We start from the raw sequence: 20280 nt of genomic DNA, 5'->3' as shown, positions 1-20280 counted from the left end.
GGCACACATGGAAAACCGGACAATGCGTCTCGCCGCGCCCGCCGCCACCTCCCTCCTGATGGCGCTGGCGTTGGCCGCGTGCCAGAGCAAGCCGCCGGCCCCGGTTGGCGGTTCCTCGGCGCTGTCGATGATGGAGCGGGTGGCGATTGCCGCCAATACCTGCTGGTTCAAGTCCGGCGATCCGGCATTCACCCCCTACCGTCTGGCGCCGGAACTCAATTCCTTCTCGGGCCGCCCGCGCATTCTGGTCGTCCACAAGCACAAGCCCGAATCCCTGCCGCTGCTCGTCGTTCAGGCGGAGGGATCACCGGCGAAGCTCAGCGCCTTCGGACCGCTCCTGGCGGAATCCTCAGGCAGCCGGATCAATGCCGACGTCAACCGCTGGGCCAGCGGCCAGACGAGCTGCTGAAAGCACCGCTTCTCCGAAATCACCGCGTAAAAAAAGCCCGCACACCGCCGTTGGGATAGCGGATGCGGGCCTGAAACGGGGCCATGGACGTGGCCCCGGGGGAAATAACATGCGGTCAGGCGATGAAACGCGACTTCGCAGCCTCGTGATCGGCCATCCGGCGGGTGATGCCGACGTCGCGCAGCTGCTCGTCGGTCAGCTCCATGAGGCTCTGCCGCGTCCGGCGCAGCTGCAGCCATTCCTTGAAGCTTGCCGAGACAGCGACGGCACGACCGGCGAGCACATCCATCAACAGTTCAACACCCGACGGCTTTCGCACGGCATTGTCCGTCTTCGCGGAAGCACCGATTGTATTCATTGCACCGTCAAGGAATTGTACCCGTCTCATGATTGCACCTGTCTGCCTTTCTCTGTTAAAAAATGCCCTTGCATGACTGTCGTATACAATTGACTCACATTGGGTGACAATGTATAGAATTGTCACCATGACAACTTGGCTTCCCGATATTTCCAAGGGCTCAGGCCCGCTCTATGTCCGCCTCGCGGACCGGATCGAAGACGCGATCGTCGACGGCACCTTGCCGCCGGGGACGAAGCTTCCGCCCCAGCGGAACCTGGCATTCGACATAGGGGTGACAATAGGTACAATCGGTCGCGCCTACTCGCTGATCCACGAACGCGGACTGGTCAGCGGCGAGGTCGGCCGTGGCACCTATGTTCTGGATCAGACGGAAAGCGGTGAGGAAATCCAGCAGGCGACCCCGCCGGCGATGACATTGCAGGGCACCCGACCGGACGTCGCGCCCAGCGGTGCCTTGCGGTTCGACACGACCGCTGCACCCGACAGCGGCCAGGCCGCAACGATCGGGCGCCTGACAGGCGACATCATCCGCGATCATCCGGCCGAGATTGCCAGCTACACCCGAACCTTCCCGCGCCACTGGTTCGAAGCCGGTGCGCAATGGCTGACACGCGGCGCCTTTGCGCCGGAAGCGGAAAACGTCGTGCCGACGCTCGGCGCCCATGCCGCCATCATGGCCCTGCTGACGGTCGCCACCTCGCCGGGCGACAAGATCGTCTTCGAGCACCTGACCTATTCGCAGATTGCCCGCAGCGCCACGCTGATCGGCCGCCGCACGGTGCTCGCCAATATCGACGAACACGGGATGATCCCGGAGGATTTCGAAAGCGTCTGCGCCCAGCAGCACCCGAAGATCGCCTTCCTGATGCCGGCCGCCCACAATCCGACCGCCGTCGTCATGCCGGCCGAACGTCGCAGGCAGATTGCCGAGATCGCCCGCAAGTACAATGTCTGGCTGATCGAGGACGACCTGTACGGCTCGCTCTGCCGGGACGAGACGCCGCGGCTCGTGGAATTCGCGCCGGAGCGCACCTTTCTGGTCGGCGGTCTGTCGAAATCGGTCGCCGCCGGCGTGCGCGGCGGCTGGGTCGCCTGCCCGCCGCATTACGCCCACCGCGTCCGCATCGCCCACAAGATGATCACCGGCGGCATGCCGTATCTGTTCGCCGAACTCTGCGCCCGCCTGGTGCTCTCGGGCGAGGCAACAGATCTCAAGGCGACCAGCATCGCCAAGATCATGGATCGCCAGAAAATCCTCGAAACCAACTTCGCCGGCTTCGAATACACCGCCCTGCCCGGCCTGCCCTTCATCTGGCTGAAGCTGCCGGAGCCCTGGCTTTCCGGCACGTTCAAGAATGCCGCCTTCAACGAGGGCATCCTCGTCGACGACGAGGACGAATTCAAACCCGGCCGCTCAGAACGCGTCTGGCACCGCATCCGCATCGGCTTCTCCTCGGTTAAGGAGGACAGAGAGGTCGACCGCGGTTGCAAGCTTCTTCGCCAGATCCTGGAGAACGGCACGAGCAGCTACGATAGCTATTCGTGATCCGTCCTCAAGGACGGATCAGTCCGCCGTGGAAATCCAGCCGATAAACCTCCCGGTCCGCGCGGTAGATCCTCTCGACGCCCTGGAAACTCCGCGGCGTACCCGCGCTCCCATGTTCGTAGCGATATCCAAGATATTCGCTCTTGAATTCACCGAGGAACCGGCCCTCGTTGTAAAGAGCCGCCCGCGCCTGCTTCACGATTGACCCGGCCTTCTCGGCGTTGATCGCATCATCGTCGGATATGCGGCCGTAGTAGTTCATCGCCCAAACCGGCACGCCGTCGGTCCAGACGGTTTCCTGGCCCAAAAAGTCCGTGCCGCCGAAGTAGCTGTCGAGATAGCTCCAGTGTCCCCTCCGATAGCCTATGTCATGCGACGCCGCTCGCGATGAAGCTCCAGGCTTTCCGCCCCCGACATAGGCAGCGGCCTTCGCCTCGACAATGAATTCTTCCAGCATGCTTGAATCTCCAAATAAGAACATAAAGCGAACATTTCATCGTAAATTGATGTCGTCAAGCGATGAAGGAATGCGTCCACATCCCGATAGCCACGTTTCTTGCGTATCTCCGGAAAAACACGGGATTCGCCTGTTATTCTCGGCATTTTCCTGTCGCACTCGCCCGTGACATGGGATAAAGAGACGGCAAACCTCTCCCATCGCGCACGGACACGTCTGGACACATGACCATCTCGAATACCATCGCCATCACCCCGGAGCTCATCGCCGCCCATGGCCTGAAGCCGGATGAATACGATCGCATTCTGGAACTGATCGGCCGCGAACCGACCTTCACCGAACTCGGCATCTTCTCGGCCATGTGGAACGAGCACTGCTCGTACAAGTCTTCCAAGAAGTGGCTGCGCACGCTGCCGACCACCGGCCCGCGCGTCATCCAGGGCCCCGGCGAAAACGCCGGCGTGGTCGATATCGATGACGGCGATTGCGTCGTCTTCAAGATGGAAAGCCACAACCACCCGTCCTACATCGAACCCTATCAGGGCGCGGCGACCGGCGTTGGCGGCATCCTGCGTGACGTCTTCACGATGGGCGCCCGTCCGGTCGCGGCGATGAACGCACTGCGCTTCGGCGAACCGGATCATCCGAAGACCCGCCATCTGGTTTCCGGCGTCGTTTCCGGCGTCGGCGGCTATGGCAATTCCTTCGGCGTTCCGACGGTTGGCGGCGAGGTCGAATTCGACGCCCGCTACAACGGCAACATCCTCGTCAACGCCTTTGCCGCCGGCCTCGCAAAGTCCGACGCAATCTTCTACTCGAAGGCCGAAGGCGTCGGCCTGCCCGTCGTCTATCTTGGCGCCAAGACCGGCCGCGACGGCGTCGGCGGCGCCACCATGGCCTCGGCCGAATTCGACGAGACGATCGAGGAGAAGCGTCCCACCGTTCAGGTCGGCGACCCCTTCACCGAGAAGTGCCTGCTGGAAGCCTGCCTCGAACTGATGCAGACCGGCGCCGTCATCGCCATCCAGGACATGGGGGCTGCGGGCCTCACCTGTTCCGCCGTCGAAATGGGCGCCAAGGGCGACCTTGGCATCGAACTCAACCTCGACCAGGTGCCGGTCCGCGAAGAGCAGATGACGGCTTATGAAATGATGCTGTCGGAAAGCCAGGAGCGCATGCTCATGGTGCTGAGCCCCGAGAAGGAAGAGGAAGCCAAGGCGATCTTCGTCAAATGGGGCCTCGACTTCGCCATCGTCGGCAAGACCACGGACGACCTGCGCTTCCGTGTGCTGCACCAGGGCGAGGAAGTCGCCAACCTGCCGATCAAGGAACTGGGCGACGAAGCACCCGAATACGACCGCCCGTGGCGCGAGCCGACCGTTCCGGCGGTCCTCCCGGCCAATCTCGTTGCCGAACCCGAAGATTACAACCAAGCACTGCTGACGCTGGTGGGCTCGCCCAACCAGTCGAGCCGACGCTGGGTCTACGAACAGTACGACACGCTGATCCAGGGCAACTCGCTGCAGCTGCCGGGCGGCGACGCCGGCGTCATCCGCGTCGACGGCCATCCGACCAAGGCACTCGCCTTCTCCTCGGACGTGACCCCGCGCTATGTCGAGGCCAACCCGTATGAAGGCGGCAAGCAGGCCGTCGCCGAGTGCTGGCGCAACATCACCGCCACTGGCGCCGAGCCGCTGGCTGCGACCGACAACCTCAACTTCGGCAATCCCGAAAAGCCGGAAATCATGGGCCAGCTGGTCAAGGCGATCGAAGGCATCGGCGAAGCCTGCCGCGCGCTCGATTTCCCGATCGTCTCGGGCAACGTCTCGCTCTACAACGAGACCCACGGCGAGGCGATCCTGCCGACCCCCACCATTGCCGGCGTCGGCCTCCTGCCCGACTGGTCGAAGATGGCGAAGATCGGCGGCGCCAATAAAGGCGACCACCTGATCCTGATCGGCGGCGACGGCAGCCATCTCGGCGCATCCGTCTATATGCGCGACGTGCTCGGCCTGATCGACGGACCGGCGCCGGAAGTCGACCTGGTCGCCGAGAAGCGCAACGGCGACTTCATCCGCTCGGCGATCCGCAACGGCCAGATCACCGCCTGCCACGACATTTCCTCCGGCGGCCTCGCCATCGCGCTCGCCGAAATGGCGATCAAGTCCGGCAAGGGCGCCAAGGTCAGCCTCGAGGAAAGCCGTGGCCCCGCGCATGCCCTGCTGTTCGGCGAAGACCAGGGTCGCTACGTTATCGCGGTCCCGGCCGATCTCGCCAACTTCGTCTGCGCCAGCGCGGAAGGCTCCGGCATCTTCTTCCGGCGCATCGGCACGGTCGAAGGGACGAGCCTCGTTGTTGACGATCTGATTTCGCTGCCCGTCAGCCGATTGCATGAAGCGCATGAATCGTGGTTTCCTTCCTACATGGACGGCAAGGGCGAACTGCCCGCAGCCGCCGAATAACAACAACAAGGGAAAAAACCGTCATGGCCATGAAACCAGGTGACATCGAAGACATGATCCGCTCCGGCATTCCCGGTGCCGTGGTCAAGATCCGGGATCTGGCAGGCGACGGCGACCACTATGCGGCTGAAGTCGTGGCGGAGGCCTTTCGGGGCAAGACGCGCGTCCAGCAGCACCAGATGGTCTACGACGCCCTGAAGGGAAACATGGGCGAAGCGCTGCATGCGCTCGCCCTGCAGACCTCCGCGCCGAAGTAAGCGGCGCGGCGGCAAGGGGGAGCGACAATGGCGGATTTGATGAAGGAACTGGTCGACGGCGTCGTCAAGAGCGTCGTCAGCGAAATCCTGAAGAAGACGGGCCTGTCGGGCACGACGCGGCGCAAGAAGCGCACGACGACGAAACGCAAGCCTGCCACCCGGACGACCGCCAGCCGCGCCTCCGGCGCCCGCAAGAAGACGACGCGCGCGCCCGCCAGGAAGCAGGTCAGCCGCCGGCGGACGGTGAAGGCGAGAAGCAAGCCCCGCCAGAGGTCCCGCTAGCCGGGCGCTCAGGCTCACGTATCTTTTTTGGGTTGCCCTGCTGGAATTCCGTCCGGAGCATGTTATTTAGCGGCTAGACAATCAACATCGGGCCTTGACCCCGCATGTCAGAGGATTTTGCAATGAGCGCCATTCACGATTTTATCGACAATGAAGTGAAGTCGAACGACGTCGTCGTCTTCATGAAGGGAACGCCGCAGTTCCCGCAGTGTGGGTTTTCCGGCCAGGTCGTCCAGATTCTCGATTACCTCGGCGTCGACTACAAGGGCATCAACGTGCTCGAGGACATGGAAATCCGCCAGGGCATCAAGGACTATTCCAACTGGCCGACGATCCCGCAGCTCTACGTGAAGGGCGAGTTCCTCGGCGGTTGCGACATCGTGCGCGAAATGTTCCAGGCCGGCGAACTGCAGACCCACATGCAGGAAAACGGTATCGCGGTGCGCGGCGCCGCCTGACACAATCGGTCCAATAGGCAAGCATGCAGGCCGGACCACATCCGGCCTGCATGCATTTTGGACACCCGGAAGACTTCCGACCCGCCGCCCCGCCCCGTACCACCTCCCGGAATGGGCGCACCAGGACGAAACACCGACCATCCGCCGCAGACGCGAACGCCTGCCTGCGCGATGGTTTGCCGACCGAGAAAGCCAGATCATGACTGCCCTCGCGCCCCAGACCTACCGCACATCGAAAACGGAATTCATCGCGCTCTGCGCCGGCCTGATGGGCATCAATGCGCTGGCAATCGACATCACCCTGCCGATCCTGCCGCATATCGGCGAAGCACTGAACGTAATGGTCGAGAACGATCGCCAGCTGGTGATTTCCGCCTACCTGTTCGGCTTCGGTATTGCGCAGCTATTCTTCGGCCCGATCTGCGATCGCTTCGGCCGCCGCTGGCCGACGATCATCGGCGTCGGCGTCTATGTCGTGGCGGCGCTCGCGGCGATCTTCATGCCGACATTCACCAGCCTGCTCGCCGTCCGCCTCCTGCAGGGTCTGGGGGCCGCATCCACCCGCATCGCGCTGCAGGCCGCCATCCGTGACCGCTATGACGGCCGCGACATGGCCCAGGTCATGTCGCTCGTCTTCATGGTGTTCCTCGTGGTGCCGGTCATCGCGCCGACTGTCGGCCAGCTTCTCTATCTCACCGGCCACTGGCAGGCGGTCTTCCTGTTCATGGGGCTTTTCGCCCTTGCCATCGGCGTCTGGAGCTTCCTGCGCTTCGACGAGACGCTGCATCCGGAATATCGCCGGCCGATCAGCGTTGCGGCCATCTCGTCCGGATACATGACTGTCCTCAAGAACCGGCTTGCGCTCGCCTATGGCATCGCCGGCACCTGCATGATCGGCGCACTGTTGAGCTTCATCAACACGGCCCAGCAGATCTATGTCGACGTCTACGGCCTCGGCGATCTCTTCCCGCTCGCCTTTGCCGCGGTGGCCGGGCTGATGTCCGTCTCGTCCTTCCTCAATTCGCGGGCCGTCGGACGGTTCGGCATGCGACGCCTTTCGCATGGCGCGCTGCTCGCCTTCATCGCGCTCAGCGGCATCTGGTTCGTGCTGGCCTGGCTCGAAGCGCTACCGTTCTGGGCGTTCTTCGGGCTGTTCGCCTCGATCATGTTCATGTTCGGCTGGTGCTCGTCCAACATGAACTCGCTGTCGCTGGAACCGCTCGGCGAACTGGCCGGCACGGCGTCTTCCGTCTTCGGCTTCCTGCAGACAGCCGGCGGCGCGATCATCGGCGGACTGATCGGCCATGCCTTCAACGGCAGCGTCCTTCCGGTCGCCGCCGGTTTCTTCTTCCTCGGCCTGATAGGCCTTGTCTGCGTGCTGATCGCCGAAAACGGCAAGCTGTTCGGTGTCGGAGACAAGTATGCCCACACGGATGTGGTGGAGGCCGGTCACTGACCGGCCTCGCCAGCCTCAAACGGTGAAGACCTCGCGGCGCAGCATCTCCCAGGTGTCCTTGTCAGGCGCAATCAACAGGCCGCCATCCACGTGTTGCGGGCGATAGGCGGAACCGTCGAAGCGCGCAGCATAGGCACCGGCCTCCTGCGACATCAGCGTGCCCGCCAGGTGATCCCACGGCATCAGCTTGTTGTACATCAGGAACTGGATGTGCCCGCCGCAGAAGGCGCGATATTCATGGGCGGCGCAACGGTAGCTCGTAGCGTACCGAGCCTTGGCGAGGTTGGCCATGATTTCAGGCCGCTTCTCCTTCGGCAGGAAGCCGACCGAAGCGATGCCCATCATCTCCTCGAGCGGAAGTGGTTCGGCTATTCTCGCCCGCTCGCTGTGCCCGTCCGGACGGACGAAGTAAGTGCCCGCGCCCTTCTCGGCAATCATCCAGTCGTCGCCCATCGGATCGTAGATGATGCCCGCAACCGTCTCGCCACCGGAAATGACGGAGGCCATCACACCGAAGAGCGGCAGGCCGGAGGTGAAGTTGAAGGTCCCGTCGATCGGATCGACAACCACCGCCTTGTCGGCAGTTCCCAGTTTTCCAAGAAGGTCGGGATCGGCTGCAACGCTCTCCTCGCCGACGAACAGGTAGCCGGGTGCAATCGCTTCGAACTCCGCCCGAATCATCCGCTCGGCCGCTTCATCGGCTTCGGTCACCAGATCGGTCAGCTCGCTCTTGATGCGAACGTCGTCGCCGCCCAGCCGGCGAAACCGGGGCAATATCTCCGCCTTGGCGGCGCGACGCAGCAGGTCCGCGATGGCTTTCACGTCCAAATTCATAAAATACCTCTTCCGGTTCGATTGTGCGGCAAAGCAATGTGCGCCACCGCAAATAGCGCAAAGAAGCCGCGCCGGTAACCATCCGGCGCAATCTTTCTGAATGTCCGGCCGCTTCAGCCCGAAACTATTGTCTGCATTCACAAAAGATGCATGATCTTGATCGATTTCAAACCAGAGGAGCCCTCGCCAGCATGTATTCCCGACGCGCTATCCTGTCTTACGGTGCAGCTCTTGCCGCGACGGCAATTTTGCCAGGCATCGCAGACGCCAAGGCGGTCAACGGACAAATCTACCTGATCCGCGGCCTTGCCAATATCTTCTCCACCGGACTTGACGCCCTGGGACGGGAACTGACCAAGCAGGGCATCCCCTCGCACGTGGTATCGCTTCAGGACAGCAACACTTTTGCCAGCCAGATCGCCAGCAGGTATCAGAAGTCGAAAGCAGCTCGCCCGGTCATCCTCATTGGTCACTCCTTCGGCGCTGATGAAGCCTATGCCGTCGCAGCCGCACTGAAGAAGCGCAATGTTCCGGTTGCCCTGATCGTCACCTTCGATCCAACTGGACAGGGCCCCGTTCCATCGAACGTCCGCCGCGTCCTCAACTTCTACACCGGCAGCGACGCCCTCTGGGCCCCCGTCAAGGCGGCCCCCGATTTCCGCGGCAAACTTTCCAACATCAATCTTCGCAAAGGCAACGACGCCATCAAGGGCATCGGTCATTTCAACGTCGACAATAACGAGCAGCTACACGCCCGGACGGTCAAGGAAATCAAGGCCGTGCTGCGCATCCGTTGACCGCTACGAAAGCGCTAGGACCTCGCCCTCGGGCATCATGTTCGGCCTAGAAAATACCCGGCACGATCCGCCGCGTGCGGGCACAGTAGGCGTCATATTCAGCGCCAAAGGTCGCCCGCATCATGGCCTCTTCCCGCCCTTGCCGTTCCGCATAGAGGCATAGGATGGCGGCAAGGCCCGAGAGCCCGGCAATCCAGTTCGGAATCAGCAACGCCTGCGTGATCCCCCACAGGAAAAAGGACGCATACATCGGGTGGCGCAGATAGGCATAGACGCCGTTCGTAACCAACCGGTGGCCTTCGCGGATTTCAAGCGTCACCGACCAGTTGCGGCCGAGATCCTTGTGGCTGCGGCGAAAGAGCCAGAGAAACGTGATGCCGGTCACGATACCGGCCGCGATTGACCAGACGCTCTGCCTATGGTCGGCCATGTGATGAAAAATGCCGACACGCCAGAGGACCGGCATGACCAGAAGCCCGACGACGCAAAGCCCAAGCAGGGAAATATCGAGCGGAGTGCGATTGTCCCGCGTCGTCTTCTGCCGACGAGCCCGCCGCATCGCCGGATACCGCATGGCTCCAAATGCAACCATGAAAACCACCCAGATCCAGAACGATAGCCCGTGCATTACACAGTCTCCCGCTTGAGGCCATCTGTCGCGATCAGTGGCAGTCCCTTTTCCGAAACCGCCGCGAGCGACCGGGGACCGCAGGTCACCATGAAGAAATCGAAGAAGTAGGGTCGGTTGTTGGCGGAAATGAACTGGTAGTGCACGCGAAAGAAATTCCTCTTGATCCGCTTGTATTGCTTGGCGTCCAGCATGCCTTTGAAGCGGACCTGGAACATCCTTGGAAAGGCGTCGCTTCGTTTATGCTGCAGTCCGGCCATGCGGTACGGATCACACTTGTAGAAATTGATGATGTCGGTCAGCGCCTGGAACTCGGTCCAGCGGATATTCGGGTATTCGGCAAGACTTGCCAGCCGCTGCCGCGCCTTTTTCGCAGCCGGATGCAGCGCGACCTTCAGTGAGGTCGAGCCGACCGTCACCAGCGAGAAGTCGACCGGACGCCCCTCCCGCCGAAGCTTTTCGGCAAGGATCGCCGCGAGATCGAGAATCAGTGCGCCGCCCGTGGAATGGCCGACCAGCAGGACCTCGTCGTATTGCTTTTCGCCAATGCGTTCGGCGATACGCTCCGCCCACAGCACATAGTGGGTTTCGATGTCCTGTCGCCGCCCGCGCAAATGCTCCCGGCTGAACGACCAGAGGTCCATCAGGTGGAAGACGAAGTACCGCGTGCCGAGATAGCGCCCGACGCCGAATGCCGCCGCAATGCCGAGAACAGCCGGAATGACCGGTCCCCCGGGGAGCCCGACGATCAGGGCAAGCCGATAGACCATCCAGCCCGCGAAGGCGAAGAAGCAAAGGGATACGAACGGGTAGAGGAAATAGAGGGCAAAACGCCAGTTCGCTGCAAAGAAGCGGAACATCGTGCCGCTGAGGACATAGTCGAAAAAGCCGGCGAGATAGACGGCCAGCCGCACGATGAAGGGCCGCGCGCCATCCGTCTTGACGATGTCGTCGAAGCTCAGAAAGGTGAAATCGGTCTGGCACGAGGCTTTGTCGTCGCCATAGGAAATACGTGCGGTCGCCATATGGCCGGCATCGTCGAAAGCCGGTTCAGCCATTTCGGTACGCACGGACCAGCACGCGGCGAAGCGCTGCAGCTCCTTGGCAATGCGGACAAAGAAACGGCGCGCGTCATTACGCTCATAACCGCCGATCAGAAAGACCGCCCTTGTCGTAACCGAAGTGTTCAATTCCGCGGTCAAGTCGATGCTTCCCTGCAATCCGTCTCTGTTGCAAAACAACCCGCCCCAGTCTGCCGTCGGCCCTTGACGGAAAACTGTCTGCGAATCTCTCGTTTCAAACCGGCGGCCGCCTCAAGACTGGCGAAGCCCCCATCCCTATCGTCCTCAATAAAAGGAACCGCGTGGATGGGAAAGACCCTATGTGGAAGAACCCGTTGATATTGCGGTCAGACCCGAAAAATCGAAAAGCGCCGGGTCGAGAAGATGCGACGGGTTCACATGCGACAATGCCCTGAGCATCGTGTCCTTACGGCCCGGCATGCGCGTCTCGATATCGGCAAGCATCGCCTTCATCGCATTGCGCTGCAGGCCATCCTGGGATCCGCAGAGGTCGCAGGGAATGATCGGAAACTGCATGGCGGCAGCGAATTTTTCGAGATCGTCCTCGGCCGCGTAGGCAAGCGGCCGCATGACGAAGAGATCGCCCTCATCGTTCAGAAGCTTCGCCGGCATGGTCGCAAGCCGACCGCCGTGGAAGAAGTTCATGAAGAAGGTCTCGAGGATGTCTTCCCGGTGATGGCCGAGGACGAGCGCGTTACAGCCTTCCTCGCGGGCGATCCGGTAGAGGTGACCGCGCCGCAGCCGCGAACAGAGCGAACAATAGGTCGCCCCTGCAGGCACCTTCTCCGTCACCACCGAATACGTATCCCGGTATTCGATCCGATGCTCAACGCCAATCGAGGTAAGGTATTCCGGGAGAATATGCTTCGGAAAATTCGGCTGCCCCTGGTCGAGATTGCAGGCAACGAGCTCCACCGGAAGCAGGCCGCGCCATTTGAGATCGAGAAGCAGCGCCAGCAGCCCGTAGGAATCCTTGCCGCCGGAAACGCCGACAAGCCAGCGCTTCTGGCCCTTCAGCATGTCGAAGTCGGCAATCGCCTGGCGCACCTGTCGCAGCAGGCGCTTGCGCAACTTGTTGAAGGATACCGATCGCGGGGCGTCGGCGAAAAGCGGATGGGCACCCTGCTCTTCCGCCTGCTCCGGTTCGTCCGTCTCGATCCTGTTCAGCATTCGCATCGCTCCCAAGCGTCTTCCACCGGCATGCCCTTTGACGGGCCCAAGATCAAGCCCTGCTTTCGCTGCCATGCCCGGCAAAGACCGACCAGCCGGTGCGCGCGGCCAGCATTTCCAGCGCCACGGAGCCGAGCAGCGAGTTGCCGACCTTGTTGAGGCCCGGCGACCAGACGGCGATCGAGGCCTTGCCCGGAGCCACCGCCAGAATGCCGCCGCCGACGCCGCTCTTGCCGGGCAGGCCGACGCGGAAGGCAAAGTCGCCCGAGCCGTCATAGTGGCCGCAGGTCAGCATCAGGGCGTTGATGCGTCGTGCCCGCTTGGCGGAAACCACCGAATGCCCCGTCAAAGGGTTCTTGCCCTCAGCCGCCAGGAAAAGTCCGGCCCGGGCAAGCTGGGCGCAGGTGATCGACAGCGCGCATTGATGGAAATAGACGCCGAGGACATGCTCGACCGGATGATGCAGATTGCCGAATCCGCGCATGAAATTGGCAAGCGCAAAATTGCGGTAGCCGGTCTCGTTTTCGGATCGCGCCACCTTGCCGTCGATGGTGATCGATTCGTCATCGGCAAGCATCCGCATGAAGCGCAGATATTCGCCGATCGCCTCCTTCGGCTGATAGCCGGCAAGCACGATGTCTGTCACGGCGATTGCGCCGGCATTGATGAAGGGATTGCGCGGAATGCCGTGCTCATGCTCGAGCTGGACAATCGAATTGAAGGCCGAGCCCGACGGCTCGCGTCCGACCCGGTTCCAGACCGCCTCGCCGACCTTGCCGAGCGCCAGCGTCAGCATGAACACCTTGGAGATCGACTGGATTGAAAACGGCGTCGCCGCATCGCCGACGGTAAAGAGCTGTCCGTCGACCGTCGCGATCGCCATGCCGAACTGCTTCGGATCGACCTTGGCGAGTTCCGGAATATAATCGGCAACCTTCCCCTCGCCGAGACGCGGCGTCAGGTCGGAATAGATACCATCTACGATGGATTGCAGGTCTGCCATCTGCGTCTTCCTTCCCCGGAATGCGAAAAAGCCGCCCCGAAAGGAGCGGCTTTTCCAAAGAACGGATATCCGCCCGGATTAACGCGAATAGAATTCGACGACCAGGTTCGGTTCCATGACGACCGGATACGGAACGTCGGCGAGAACCGGAACGCGAGCGAAGGTGGCGACCATCTTGTTGTGGTCGGCTTCGATGTAGTCCGGAACGTCGCGCTCGGCGAGCTGGACCGATTCGAGAACCGTGACCATCTGCTTGGACTTCTCGCGAACTTCGATCACGTCACCAGCCTTGCAGCGGTAGGAACCGATGTTGACGCGTACGCCGTTGACCGTCACGTGACCGTGGTTGACGAACTGGCGGGCAGCGAAAACGGTCGGAACGAACTTGGCGCGGTAGACGATGGCGTCCAGACGCGACTCGAGCAGGCCGATCAGGTTTTCACCGGTGTCACCCTTGCGACGGTTGGCTTCGTCGTAGGTTGCGCGGAACTGCTTTTCGCGGATGTCGCCGTAGTAGCCCTTGAGCTTCTGCTTGGCGCGCAGCTGAACACCGAAGTCGGACAGCTTGCCCTTGCGGCGCTGGCCGTGCTGGCCGGGGCCGTATTCGCGACGGTTAACCGGGGACTTCGGACGGCCCCAGATGTTTTCGCCCATGCGGCGGTCAATTTTGTACTTGGACGATTCGCGCTTGCTCATCGCATTTCCTTTCAATCAGTTACACCGGTCTGTTGCCAAACCGGATCAAGGAAACACGCCCTCCTCTGAACCCCTTTTTCGAGCTCTGACAGGTCTCTGCACGATTACGCGACCGGAGAGACCACGGGACATGTCAATGAAAACACCGGGCTTTCGACCCGGCGTTGGCGCGGTCTTTAGGCGGAAACACTAGGCAAGTCAAGCGGGACAGGCCGACGAAGCAATGAAATATGGCCTTCAGAGCGAGCGTCGTCACCGTTTCAACAGTTTCGCCAGCTCGACATTCCTGAGATAACTGCCAAGCAACCGCATGGATTTCAAGGAGGTCCGCTCCCGGCGAACGCAGCGACGGACACCAAGCCGGATCGCAAGACGCATTTCCCGGCCTGGCGCCCCCAGCAACTGCCGAAACCGGGCATAGGCAGCAATAGCGCCCGACACCGTCTCGAACTTCAGCGGAACACCACGACCCCGGCTGAGGTTGATCACCTTCACATAACTGGAGCAGACGAGAAACGCCTCTTCTTCCCGACTGAGGCCGGGGACCAGCTTTGCCATCTCCTCGAAGGTGCGGCAATCGCAGATGGCGTTGGCAAGATCGACCGTAAGCGGGATGTCCTCAAGGCCAGCCACCAGTCGCCGGACAGATAGCGCCGAGAGCTGCGAATAGAAACTCTGGACTTCCCTGTAGCGCCCGCTGACGCTTTCCGCATGGACCCGGTAGGCGCCGAAGATGCATGGCAGGTTGACGAGCCGGCCTCTCAGCCACAATCGCCAGCACAGATCGGCATCCTCCGCATAGACGACGTGACGATAGCCGCCGATCGCGCGCAAGGCGTCCGTTCGCACCATCAGGAACGGATGCTTGAGATAGGGTTCCTTGGCCGGGATGAAGAAGGGATCGGCCACGTCCGGATCTCTCAAGGGGCTCGATCTGCCGTGAGGCACTCCCATATCGTTCATGGCAAAATAACAGCCGGAGACCGCGATCACTTCGGAATTGCTCTCGAGGTAATCGTACTGGATCTGCAATCGCCCTTCTGCCGAGACGTCGTCGGCATCGTGCCGGGCGACGTAAGGCGCCGTCACAAGCGAAATTCCGTGGTTCAACGTCGAAACGATGCCCGCATGCGGCAGGTCGATCACGAGGAAGCGGGCATCCCGGCTGGCAAACTCCCGGGCGATATCTAGGCTATGGTCGGTCGAGCCGTCATCCAGCACCAAAACCCGAAAATCCGTAAACGACTGCGTGCTCAAACTTTCCAGCGACTGATGAAGATATCTCTCGCCATTGAATACAGGCACAAGAATGTCGATTCTGGCATTCATCGCCAAGGGTCACCATGTCCGGAAATTTGTGGCACTCAATGCACAAATTTTTCGCCTGGCAATGGACCATTTTTGACATCGCCAGATTTCCATTCACATGGAAGTTCTACCTGATACGTCATTCCGCAACGCGAAAGACGTCACGTTCCAGCGGCATCCACCTTCCTCAGCCAGCTCTGCAGGTGATCGCTCCAGCCGTAGCTGGGCTTGCCCGGCTTGCTCATTCCGAAGCCGTGACCTCCCTTCGGGAGCTCGACAAACTCGACCGGCACCTTGGCCTGCTCGCAGCACTGCTCCATGATCAGGCTGTGGTGCACATTGGCGATCGGATCGTCGGCGGCGTGGACGAGCAGCAGCGGCGGCGTATCGGCATTCACATAGGTCTCGACCGACCATTCAGACACCTGTTCCGGCGTCGGGTGCGACCCCAGCATCTGCCGTCTGGTCGACGTGTGGTCATAGGGCGTCTTCAACGTGATCACCGGATAGACGAGCGCCGTCCAGTCCGGGCGGTCAGGCTCGCTGTCAATATTGTCGACGGGGGAATAGCTTTGAAAGTCGGACCGCACAGACGCCAGCCCGGCGAGATACCCGCCCGCCGAAAACCCGAGGACGCCCACCCGTTCCTTCTCGATTCCGAATTCCGAAGCACGGGCCCGGATCAGCCGGATGGCGCGTTGCGCATCGGCCAGCGGCGCCTTCGGCCCCGCATGCCAGCCCTCGCCCGGCAGCCGGTACGTCAGCACGAAGGCCGTATAGCCGAGCGCATTCAGCCACCTTGCGGCGGAATATCCTTCCGCCTTGCGTGAGATCAGCCTGTAGCCGCCGCCGGCGATCACCAGCATTGCCGCGCCATTCGGCTTTTCCGGCCGGAACACATGCACATCAGGCGTGCTGATATTGCTGACCACGCCCCAGGGCGTTTCCTTCAGCGGACCGCGCGGCCCGCCGCCGCCGGGCGGTTCACCCGGCCACAACCTAACGATTTCCATGGCGCCGCTCTCGGCTGCCGATACACCGCCGGCGACACCCAGCGCAGCAAGGCCGGTCGCGGCGATGAAATGCCTGCGCGTCAACATCAGACGTTTCTCCAGTCGGACAGGGACAAAACCAGCGGCAATCTTCACCAGTCATTTACTAACATTTCCTCAAACTTGGCGAATATCATTTTGTTAATGCAGGGTTGGCGACGCACGCCGGAACGCGGGTTTTCCCACAATGTTGCCGCATTGTGACAGTTCCTTGCTTTCAAGGCGTTTCCCACGCCTGCCAGACGACGCTATATCCTTTTATCAAGACCTCTTCCCGCCAATGGATTTTTGCATGACCGATACCGTCCTTGACCGCTTCCTCCGCTATGTCGTCATCGATACGCAGTCCGATCCGCTCTCCACAGCCCAGCCATCGACGGAAAAGCAGAAGAACCTCGGCCGGGTCCTGGTCGACGAACTGAACGCGATGGGCCTTGAGGACGCGCATATCGACAATCACGGCAATGTCTATGCGACGCTTCCTGCCAACACCGACAAGGACGTGCCGGTCATCTGTTTCTGCTCGCATATGGACACTGCGCCAGATTTCACCGGGACGAACGTCAAGCCGCAGATCATCCGGAACTATGCCGGCGGCGACATTCCGCTTGCCGGCGATCCTTCTCAGGTCATCCGTGTCGCGAGCCAGACAGAGTTGAAGAACCAGATCGGCAATGACATCATCACTACCGACGGCACCACGCTGCTCGGTGCAGACGACAAGGCCGGCATCGCCGAGATCATGACTGCGGCGAGGTTCTTCCTCGACAATCCCGATGTGAAGCACGGCACCGTGAAAATCCTCTTCACCACGGACGAGGAAATCGGACGCGGCGCCGACAAGGTTGATCTCGACAAGCTCGGCGCCAAGTTTGCCTACACCATGGATGGCGGCACGGCCGGCGGGATCGAGAACGAAACCTTCTCGGCGGACGGCGTCGAAATCGAGATCACCGGCGTCGCCATGCATCCGGGCTATGCGAAGAACCGGATGGAAAACGCCATCAAGATCGCCGCAGAGATCGTCGCGCGCCTGCCGAAATCGATCACGCCGGAGCGCACCGACGGCAAGGACGGCTTCATTCACCCGGTCGCCATGCATGGCGCCATGGAGAAGGCGAGCCTCACCTTCATCATCCGCGACTTCGTCGACGAGAAGCTCAAGGAGAAGGAAGAGCTTTTGGAGGCGGTCGTCCGCACGGTGATGGCCGACTATCCGGGCTCGACCTACACCTTCAAGGTCCGCGAGCAGTACCGCAACATGAAGGCCGTCCTCGATCGCGATCCGGAGATCGTCGACTACGCCGTCGAAGCGGTTCGCCGCGCCGGCATGGAACCGAAGCTCGGCTCCATTCGCGGCGGCACGGACGGCTCGCGCCTCTCCTACATGGGGCTGCCCTGCCCCAACATCTTCACCGGCGGCCACGCCTATCACTCGCCACTCGAATGGGTCAGCGTGCAGGACATGGAAAAAGCCGTGAAGACGATCGTGGAACTGGTCAAGATCTGGGAGGAGCGGGCCTAGCGGCCCGTCTCTCCGGGATGACTTTCATGCGGCCGAACGGCATGCTGACCTTCAGAAAGAACTGCGACATGGCTCTTCGACCAGCCGCAACGCACGGAACGAGACGATGACCTTCTTGCCAAGCCGCCTGCTGATGGGCATCGCCCTCGCCGCCGCGCTGACCGCGAATGCCGGGATAGCCCATGCGAGCCGGGCGCATCTGGTGCTCGACGCCGACACGGGCGCGGTGCTGGAGGCCGAGAACGCGGACGTCCGCAACTATCCGGCGTCTCTCACCAAGATGATGACGCTCTACCTCACCTTCGAGGCGCTGCAGGAGGGACACCTCGCCTGGGGCGGCAAGCTGGTGATGACGGAGAATGCCGAAAGCAAGGATCCGTACAAATATGCGGTCGGCGTCGGTCGATCGATTACGGTCGAGGAGGCGGTCCTCGGCATGATCGTGCTGTCGGCAAACGATGCCGCCGTGGCGATCGCTGAAAAAATGACCGGCTCCGAGGCGGCATTCGGGCAGATGATGACCGCCAAGGCGCAGGAGCTTGGGATGAAGGATACCGTCTTCACCAATCCCGCCGGGCTGCCGGACCCGAACCAGGTCACCACCGCCGCGGACCTCGCAAAGCTCGCGCAGGCGCTGATCCGCGACTATCCGGAGGATTACAAGCTGTTCTCCACGCAACGCTTCGAGTTTCGCGGCATGAAGCTGCGCGGCCACAACAACATGCTCGCGCATTACCCTGGCGCCGACGGCATCAAGACGGGCTATACGGAGGCCGCAGGCTACAATCTGGTGACGTCCGCAACCCATGACGGCAAGCGCCTGATCGGCGTGGTTCTCGGCGCCAAGAGTGCCGCCGAACGGGACAAGGAAATGACCGCGCTGCTGGACAAGTATTTCGACATCAGCACGAATGTCCCCCCGCCGCCTGCCGACGAGGCAGGCACGCCCACAACGGACCAGTAGGCCTTACTCGGCCGCCTGCTGCCCCGGCAGGTCCGGCGCGTCCGGACTGCCCGGCGCGCTTTCGGCATCGAGATCGGGAAACGCGGCAATCCGCTTGCCGGCAAAATCCGTGTGCAGGACGATCAGCCCCTGTTCCTCGAAATAGCTCAGGAACCGGCGGGCGCGACGGGCCGAATGGGTGCCGTAGACGCGGGCAATGGCCGCATCCGGCGGGCAAGGTTCGCGGCGGATCGCCGCCTTCGCCATCATCAGGAACACGCCCTGCAGGTCGTCTGTGACGGAACGGGCCAGTTCCAGCGCCTTGGCCCATGTCTCGGTCGCCGCCGTCTCCTCGTCCACGCCGGAGCGCGAAACGGCAAGCCGGTGGCGGAATTCCGCCAGCGTCATCGGCGGTCCGGAAATGCGGCGTATGCGCGCCCTGACCAGGAAATCCTGATAGAGCTCGGCATCGGAGCGGAAACCGGCATCCGGATTGCCGAGGATTTCGGCGAGCACGCCCTCGATCTTCTCCGCCCGTTCCTCCGGATTGAGGTCGAGAGTCGCCTGACGCGGCGTCGGCTCGGCCTGCGCTGCCGGTTCGGCGCGCGCCAGCTCGGCGAGAATGTCCGTCGTCGGACGTGGCTGCGGTGCGGCACGCCGGACGATTGGCCGGGTGAATTCTTCCGGGTCCGGCGTGAAGATCAGGTCCTCGACATCCTGCGGCGCATCCGGCAGCGGCATCAGCTTCGGGCTCGAAGAGCGCGCCGATGTTTCCACCGTACCGATCGAGATCGGCAGCGGACGGCGGGACAGCGCCGGGCCGAGCGCGACGAAATTGCCGCGCTTCAGGTCGCGGAACATCTCCGCCTGCCGCCGGTCCATACCGAGAAGGTCGGCGGCGCGTGCCATGTCGATATCGAGGAAGGTGCGGCCCATCAGGAAGTTTGACGCTTCCGCCGCCACGTTCTTGGCAAGCTTCGCCAGACGCTGCGTGGCGATCACCCCGGCAAGCCCGCGCTTGCGTCCGCGACACATCAGGTTGGTCATCGCGCCCAGCGAAATCTTGCGTGCGTCGTCGGAGACTTCGCCGGCTGCAGCGGGTGCAAACATCTGCGCCTCGTCGACCACGACCAGAACCGGATACCAGTATTCGCGGTCGGCGTCGAAAAGGCCGTTCAGGAAGTGCGAAGCCGCCCGCATCTGATCGTCGATCTCAAGACCTTCGAGCGTCAGCACACAGGAAACGCGGTGCTGGCGGATGCGCGTGGCAATCCCGACCAGTTCCGCTTCCGTCCGCTCGCCATCGACGACCACATGGCCGTACTTGTCGGCCAGCGTGACGAAATCGCCTTCCGGATCGATGATGACCTGCTGCACCCAGGGTGCGGACTGTTCGAGAAGGCGGCGCAGGAGGTGCGACTTGCCTGAGCCGGAATTGCCCTGCACCAGAAGACGGGTTGCCAGCAGCTCCTCGATATCAAGCGTCGCAGGCTGACCGCCCGAAACCGTGCCCATGTCGATGCCGACTTTCAACGCCTTGATAACCTCGCTCGA

The 20280-nt window shown here is 62.0% G+C and carries 21 protein-coding genes; 10 read left to right on the top strand and 11 right to left on the bottom strand.

Annotation, left to right across the window (positions count from 1 at the left end):
* The first annotated feature begins 7 nt into the window (after nucleotides 1-7).
* Nucleotides 8-409: a hypothetical protein gene (locus ACU5AY_RS07105; protein ID WP_446828541.1), complete on the top strand. Its 402-nt coding sequence runs from the start codon at nucleotides 8-10 to the stop codon at nucleotides 407-409.
* A 115-nt stretch (nucleotides 410-524) separates the two neighbouring features.
* On the opposite strand, the gene ACU5AY_RS07100 is transcribed toward ACU5AY_RS07105, so the two are convergent.
* Complete coding sequence (locus ACU5AY_RS07100) at nucleotides 525-767, bottom strand: DUF1127 domain-containing protein (protein WP_446828540.1); 243 nt, start codon at nucleotides 765-767, stop codon at nucleotides 525-527.
* 127 nt (nucleotides 768-894) lie between these two features.
* Between ACU5AY_RS07100 and ACU5AY_RS07095 the strand changes: the two genes are divergently transcribed.
* Nucleotides 895-2316, top strand: coding sequence for an aminotransferase-like domain-containing protein (locus ACU5AY_RS07095; protein ID WP_446828539.1), 1422 nt, complete (start codon nucleotides 895-897; stop codon nucleotides 2314-2316).
* A gap of 7 nt (nucleotides 2317-2323) precedes the next feature.
* Here the strand turns inward: ACU5AY_RS07095 and ACU5AY_RS07090 are convergent, their stop codons facing one another.
* Entirely contained in the window at nucleotides 2324-2773 is a 450-nt protein-coding gene (locus ACU5AY_RS07090) for a DUF5680 domain-containing protein (RefSeq protein WP_446824018.1), read from the bottom strand.
* Nucleotides 2774-2997: 224 nt separating this feature from the next.
* Here ACU5AY_RS07090 and purL point away from each other — a divergent pair, with 224 nt between their 5' ends.
* From purL to ACU5AY_RS07065, 5 genes are all read left to right on the top strand, one after another.
* The gene (gene purL, locus ACU5AY_RS07085; RefSeq protein ID WP_446828538.1) at nucleotides 2998-5235 is read left to right on the top strand and encodes a phosphoribosylformylglycinamidine synthase subunit PurL; all 2238 of its coding nucleotides are present in this window, start codon (nucleotides 2998-3000) and stop codon (nucleotides 5233-5235) included.
* A 23-nt stretch (nucleotides 5236-5258) separates the two neighbouring features.
* The gene (locus ACU5AY_RS07080; protein WP_261929981.1) at nucleotides 5259-5492 is read left to right on the top strand and encodes a BolA family transcriptional regulator; all 234 of its coding nucleotides are present in this window, start codon (nucleotides 5259-5261) and stop codon (nucleotides 5490-5492) included.
* 27 nt (nucleotides 5493-5519) lie between these two features.
* Nucleotides 5520-5774 carry a hypothetical protein gene (locus tag ACU5AY_RS07075; RefSeq protein ID WP_446828537.1) on the top strand — a complete coding sequence of 85 codons (255 nt, stop codon included), beginning with the start codon at nucleotides 5520-5522 and terminating at the stop codon, nucleotides 5772-5774.
* A 122-nt stretch (nucleotides 5775-5896) separates the two neighbouring features.
* Nucleotides 5897-6232 (top strand): Grx4 family monothiol glutaredoxin, encoded by a 336-nt coding sequence (gene grxD / locus ACU5AY_RS07070; RefSeq protein WP_446824015.1) that lies wholly within the window; start codon nucleotides 5897-5899, stop codon nucleotides 6230-6232.
* Between the two features lie 199 nt (nucleotides 6233-6431).
* A complete protein-coding gene (locus tag ACU5AY_RS07065) occupies nucleotides 6432-7688 on the top strand; it encodes a multidrug effflux MFS transporter (protein ID WP_446824014.1) in 1257 nt (418 codons plus the stop codon).
* A 15-nt stretch (nucleotides 7689-7703) separates the two neighbouring features.
* On the opposite strand, the gene ACU5AY_RS07060 is transcribed toward ACU5AY_RS07065, so the two are convergent.
* Complete coding sequence (locus ACU5AY_RS07060; protein WP_446828536.1) at nucleotides 7704-8522, bottom strand: inositol monophosphatase family protein; 819 nt, start codon at nucleotides 8520-8522, stop codon at nucleotides 7704-7706.
* A 146-nt stretch (nucleotides 8523-8668) separates the two neighbouring features.
* Here ACU5AY_RS07060 and ACU5AY_RS07055 point away from each other — a divergent pair, with 146 nt between their 5' ends.
* Nucleotides 8669-9319 (top strand): thioesterase domain-containing protein, encoded by a 651-nt coding sequence (locus ACU5AY_RS07055; RefSeq protein ID WP_446828535.1) that lies wholly within the window; start codon nucleotides 8669-8671, stop codon nucleotides 9317-9319.
* A 46-nt stretch (nucleotides 9320-9365) separates the two neighbouring features.
* On the opposite strand, the gene ACU5AY_RS07050 is transcribed toward ACU5AY_RS07055, so the two are convergent.
* The 7 genes from ACU5AY_RS07050 to ACU5AY_RS07020 all read right to left on the bottom strand — a co-directional run bounded on the left by ACU5AY_RS07050 (nucleotide 9366) and on the right by ACU5AY_RS07020 (nucleotide 16306).
* Nucleotides 9366-9911 carry a protein-S-isoprenylcysteine O-methyltransferase gene (locus ACU5AY_RS07050; protein ID WP_446828534.1) on the bottom strand — a complete coding sequence of 182 codons (546 nt, stop codon included), beginning with the start codon at nucleotides 9909-9911 and terminating at the stop codon, nucleotides 9366-9368.
* 35 nt (nucleotides 9912-9946) lie between these two features.
* Nucleotides 9947-11149, bottom strand: a complete 1203-nt coding sequence (locus tag ACU5AY_RS07045; RefSeq protein ID WP_446828533.1) for a lipase — start codon at nucleotides 11147-11149, stop codon at nucleotides 9947-9949.
* Between the two features lie 177 nt (nucleotides 11150-11326).
* Entirely contained in the window at nucleotides 11327-12199 is an 873-nt protein-coding gene (gene ttcA, locus ACU5AY_RS07040; RefSeq protein ID WP_446828532.1) for a tRNA 2-thiocytidine(32) synthetase TtcA, read from the bottom strand.
* A gap of 52 nt (nucleotides 12200-12251) precedes the next feature.
* A complete protein-coding gene (locus tag ACU5AY_RS07035) occupies nucleotides 12252-13202 on the bottom strand; it encodes a glutaminase (RefSeq protein WP_446824008.1) in 951 nt (316 codons plus the stop codon).
* 78 nt (nucleotides 13203-13280) lie between these two features.
* Nucleotides 13281-13898: a 30S ribosomal protein S4 gene (gene rpsD / locus ACU5AY_RS07030; protein WP_446824007.1), complete on the bottom strand. Its 618-nt coding sequence runs from the start codon at nucleotides 13896-13898 to the stop codon at nucleotides 13281-13283.
* Between the two features lie 252 nt (nucleotides 13899-14150).
* Complete coding sequence (locus ACU5AY_RS07025) at nucleotides 14151-15227, bottom strand: glycosyltransferase family 2 protein (protein WP_446828531.1); 1077 nt, start codon at nucleotides 15225-15227, stop codon at nucleotides 14151-14153.
* A gap of 140 nt (nucleotides 15228-15367) precedes the next feature.
* On the bottom strand, nucleotides 15368-16306 hold the full coding sequence (locus tag ACU5AY_RS07020; protein WP_446828530.1) for an alpha/beta hydrolase: 939 nt from the start codon (nucleotides 16304-16306) through the stop codon (nucleotides 15368-15370).
* Nucleotides 16307-16550: 244 nt separating this feature from the next.
* On the opposite strand from ACU5AY_RS07020, the gene pepT reads away from it, so the two are divergent.
* Both pepT and ACU5AY_RS07010 read left to right on the top strand, forming a co-directional pair.
* Nucleotides 16551-17783 (top strand): peptidase T, encoded by a 1233-nt coding sequence (pepT, locus tag ACU5AY_RS07015; RefSeq protein ID WP_446828529.1) that lies wholly within the window; start codon nucleotides 16551-16553, stop codon nucleotides 17781-17783.
* A gap of 106 nt (nucleotides 17784-17889) precedes the next feature.
* Nucleotides 17890-18747, top strand: coding sequence for a D-alanyl-D-alanine carboxypeptidase family protein (locus ACU5AY_RS07010; RefSeq protein ID WP_446828528.1), 858 nt, complete (start codon nucleotides 17890-17892; stop codon nucleotides 18745-18747).
* Between the two features lie 3 nt (nucleotides 18748-18750).
* On the opposite strand, the gene ACU5AY_RS07005 is transcribed toward ACU5AY_RS07010, so the two are convergent.
* Nucleotides 18751-20259, bottom strand: a complete 1509-nt coding sequence (locus tag ACU5AY_RS07005; protein ID WP_446828964.1) for a helicase HerA domain-containing protein — start codon at nucleotides 20257-20259, stop codon at nucleotides 18751-18753.
* Nucleotides 20260-20280 lie beyond the last annotated feature (21 nt).

The sequence above is a fragment of the Rhizobium sp. PAMB 3174 genome (assembly GCF_052908375.1).
The sequence above is the reverse complement of the archived record's forward strand: the minus strand, read 5'-3'. Positions and strand labels throughout refer to the sequence as shown.

Excerpts from the sequence above, each read along its gene's own strand:
- ACU5AY_RS07105 (WP_446828541.1), top strand. The coding sequence starts at position 8 with ATGGAAAACCGGACAATGCGTCTCGCCGCGCCCGCCGCCACCTCCCTC.
- ACU5AY_RS07100 (WP_446828540.1), bottom strand. The coding sequence starts at position 767 with ATGAATACAATCGGTGCTTCCGCGAAGACGGACAATGCCGTGCGAAAG.
- ACU5AY_RS07095 (WP_446828539.1), top strand. The coding sequence starts at position 895 with ATGACAACTTGGCTTCCCGATATTTCCAAGGGCTCAGGCCCGCTCTAT.
- ACU5AY_RS07090 (WP_446824018.1), bottom strand. The coding sequence starts at position 2,773 with ATGCTGGAAGAATTCATTGTCGAGGCGAAGGCCGCTGCCTATGTCGGG.
- purL (WP_446828538.1), top strand. The coding sequence starts at position 2,998 with ATGACCATCTCGAATACCATCGCCATCACCCCGGAGCTCATCGCCGCC.
- ACU5AY_RS07080 (WP_261929981.1), top strand. The coding sequence starts at position 5,259 with ATGGCCATGAAACCAGGTGACATCGAAGACATGATCCGCTCCGGCATT.
- ACU5AY_RS07075 (WP_446828537.1), top strand. The coding sequence starts at position 5,520 with ATGGCGGATTTGATGAAGGAACTGGTCGACGGCGTCGTCAAGAGCGTC.
- grxD (WP_446824015.1), top strand. The coding sequence starts at position 5,897 with ATGAGCGCCATTCACGATTTTATCGACAATGAAGTGAAGTCGAACGAC.
- ACU5AY_RS07065 (WP_446824014.1), top strand. The coding sequence starts at position 6,432 with ATGACTGCCCTCGCGCCCCAGACCTACCGCACATCGAAAACGGAATTC.
- ACU5AY_RS07060 (WP_446828536.1), bottom strand. The coding sequence starts at position 8,522 with ATGAATTTGGACGTGAAAGCCATCGCGGACCTGCTGCGTCGCGCCGCC.
- ACU5AY_RS07055 (WP_446828535.1), top strand. The coding sequence starts at position 8,669 with ATGCATGATCTTGATCGATTTCAAACCAGAGGAGCCCTCGCCAGCATG.
- ACU5AY_RS07050 (WP_446828534.1), bottom strand. The coding sequence starts at position 9,911 with ATGGTTGCATTTGGAGCCATGCGGTATCCGGCGATGCGGCGGGCTCGT.
- ttcA (WP_446828532.1), bottom strand. The coding sequence starts at position 12,199 with ATGCTGAACAGGATCGAGACGGACGAACCGGAGCAGGCGGAAGAGCAG.
- ACU5AY_RS07035 (WP_446824008.1), bottom strand. The coding sequence starts at position 13,202 with ATGGCAGACCTGCAATCCATCGTAGATGGTATCTATTCCGACCTGACG.
- rpsD (WP_446824007.1), bottom strand. The coding sequence starts at position 13,898 with ATGAGCAAGCGCGAATCGTCCAAGTACAAAATTGACCGCCGCATGGGC.
- ACU5AY_RS07025 (WP_446828531.1), bottom strand. The coding sequence starts at position 15,227 with ATGAATGCCAGAATCGACATTCTTGTGCCTGTATTCAATGGCGAGAGA.
- ACU5AY_RS07020 (WP_446828530.1), bottom strand. The coding sequence starts at position 16,306 with ATGTTGACGCGCAGGCATTTCATCGCCGCGACCGGCCTTGCTGCGCTG.
- pepT (WP_446828529.1), top strand. The coding sequence starts at position 16,551 with ATGACCGATACCGTCCTTGACCGCTTCCTCCGCTATGTCGTCATCGAT.
- ACU5AY_RS07010 (WP_446828528.1), top strand. The coding sequence starts at position 17,890 with ATGACCTTCTTGCCAAGCCGCCTGCTGATGGGCATCGCCCTCGCCGCC.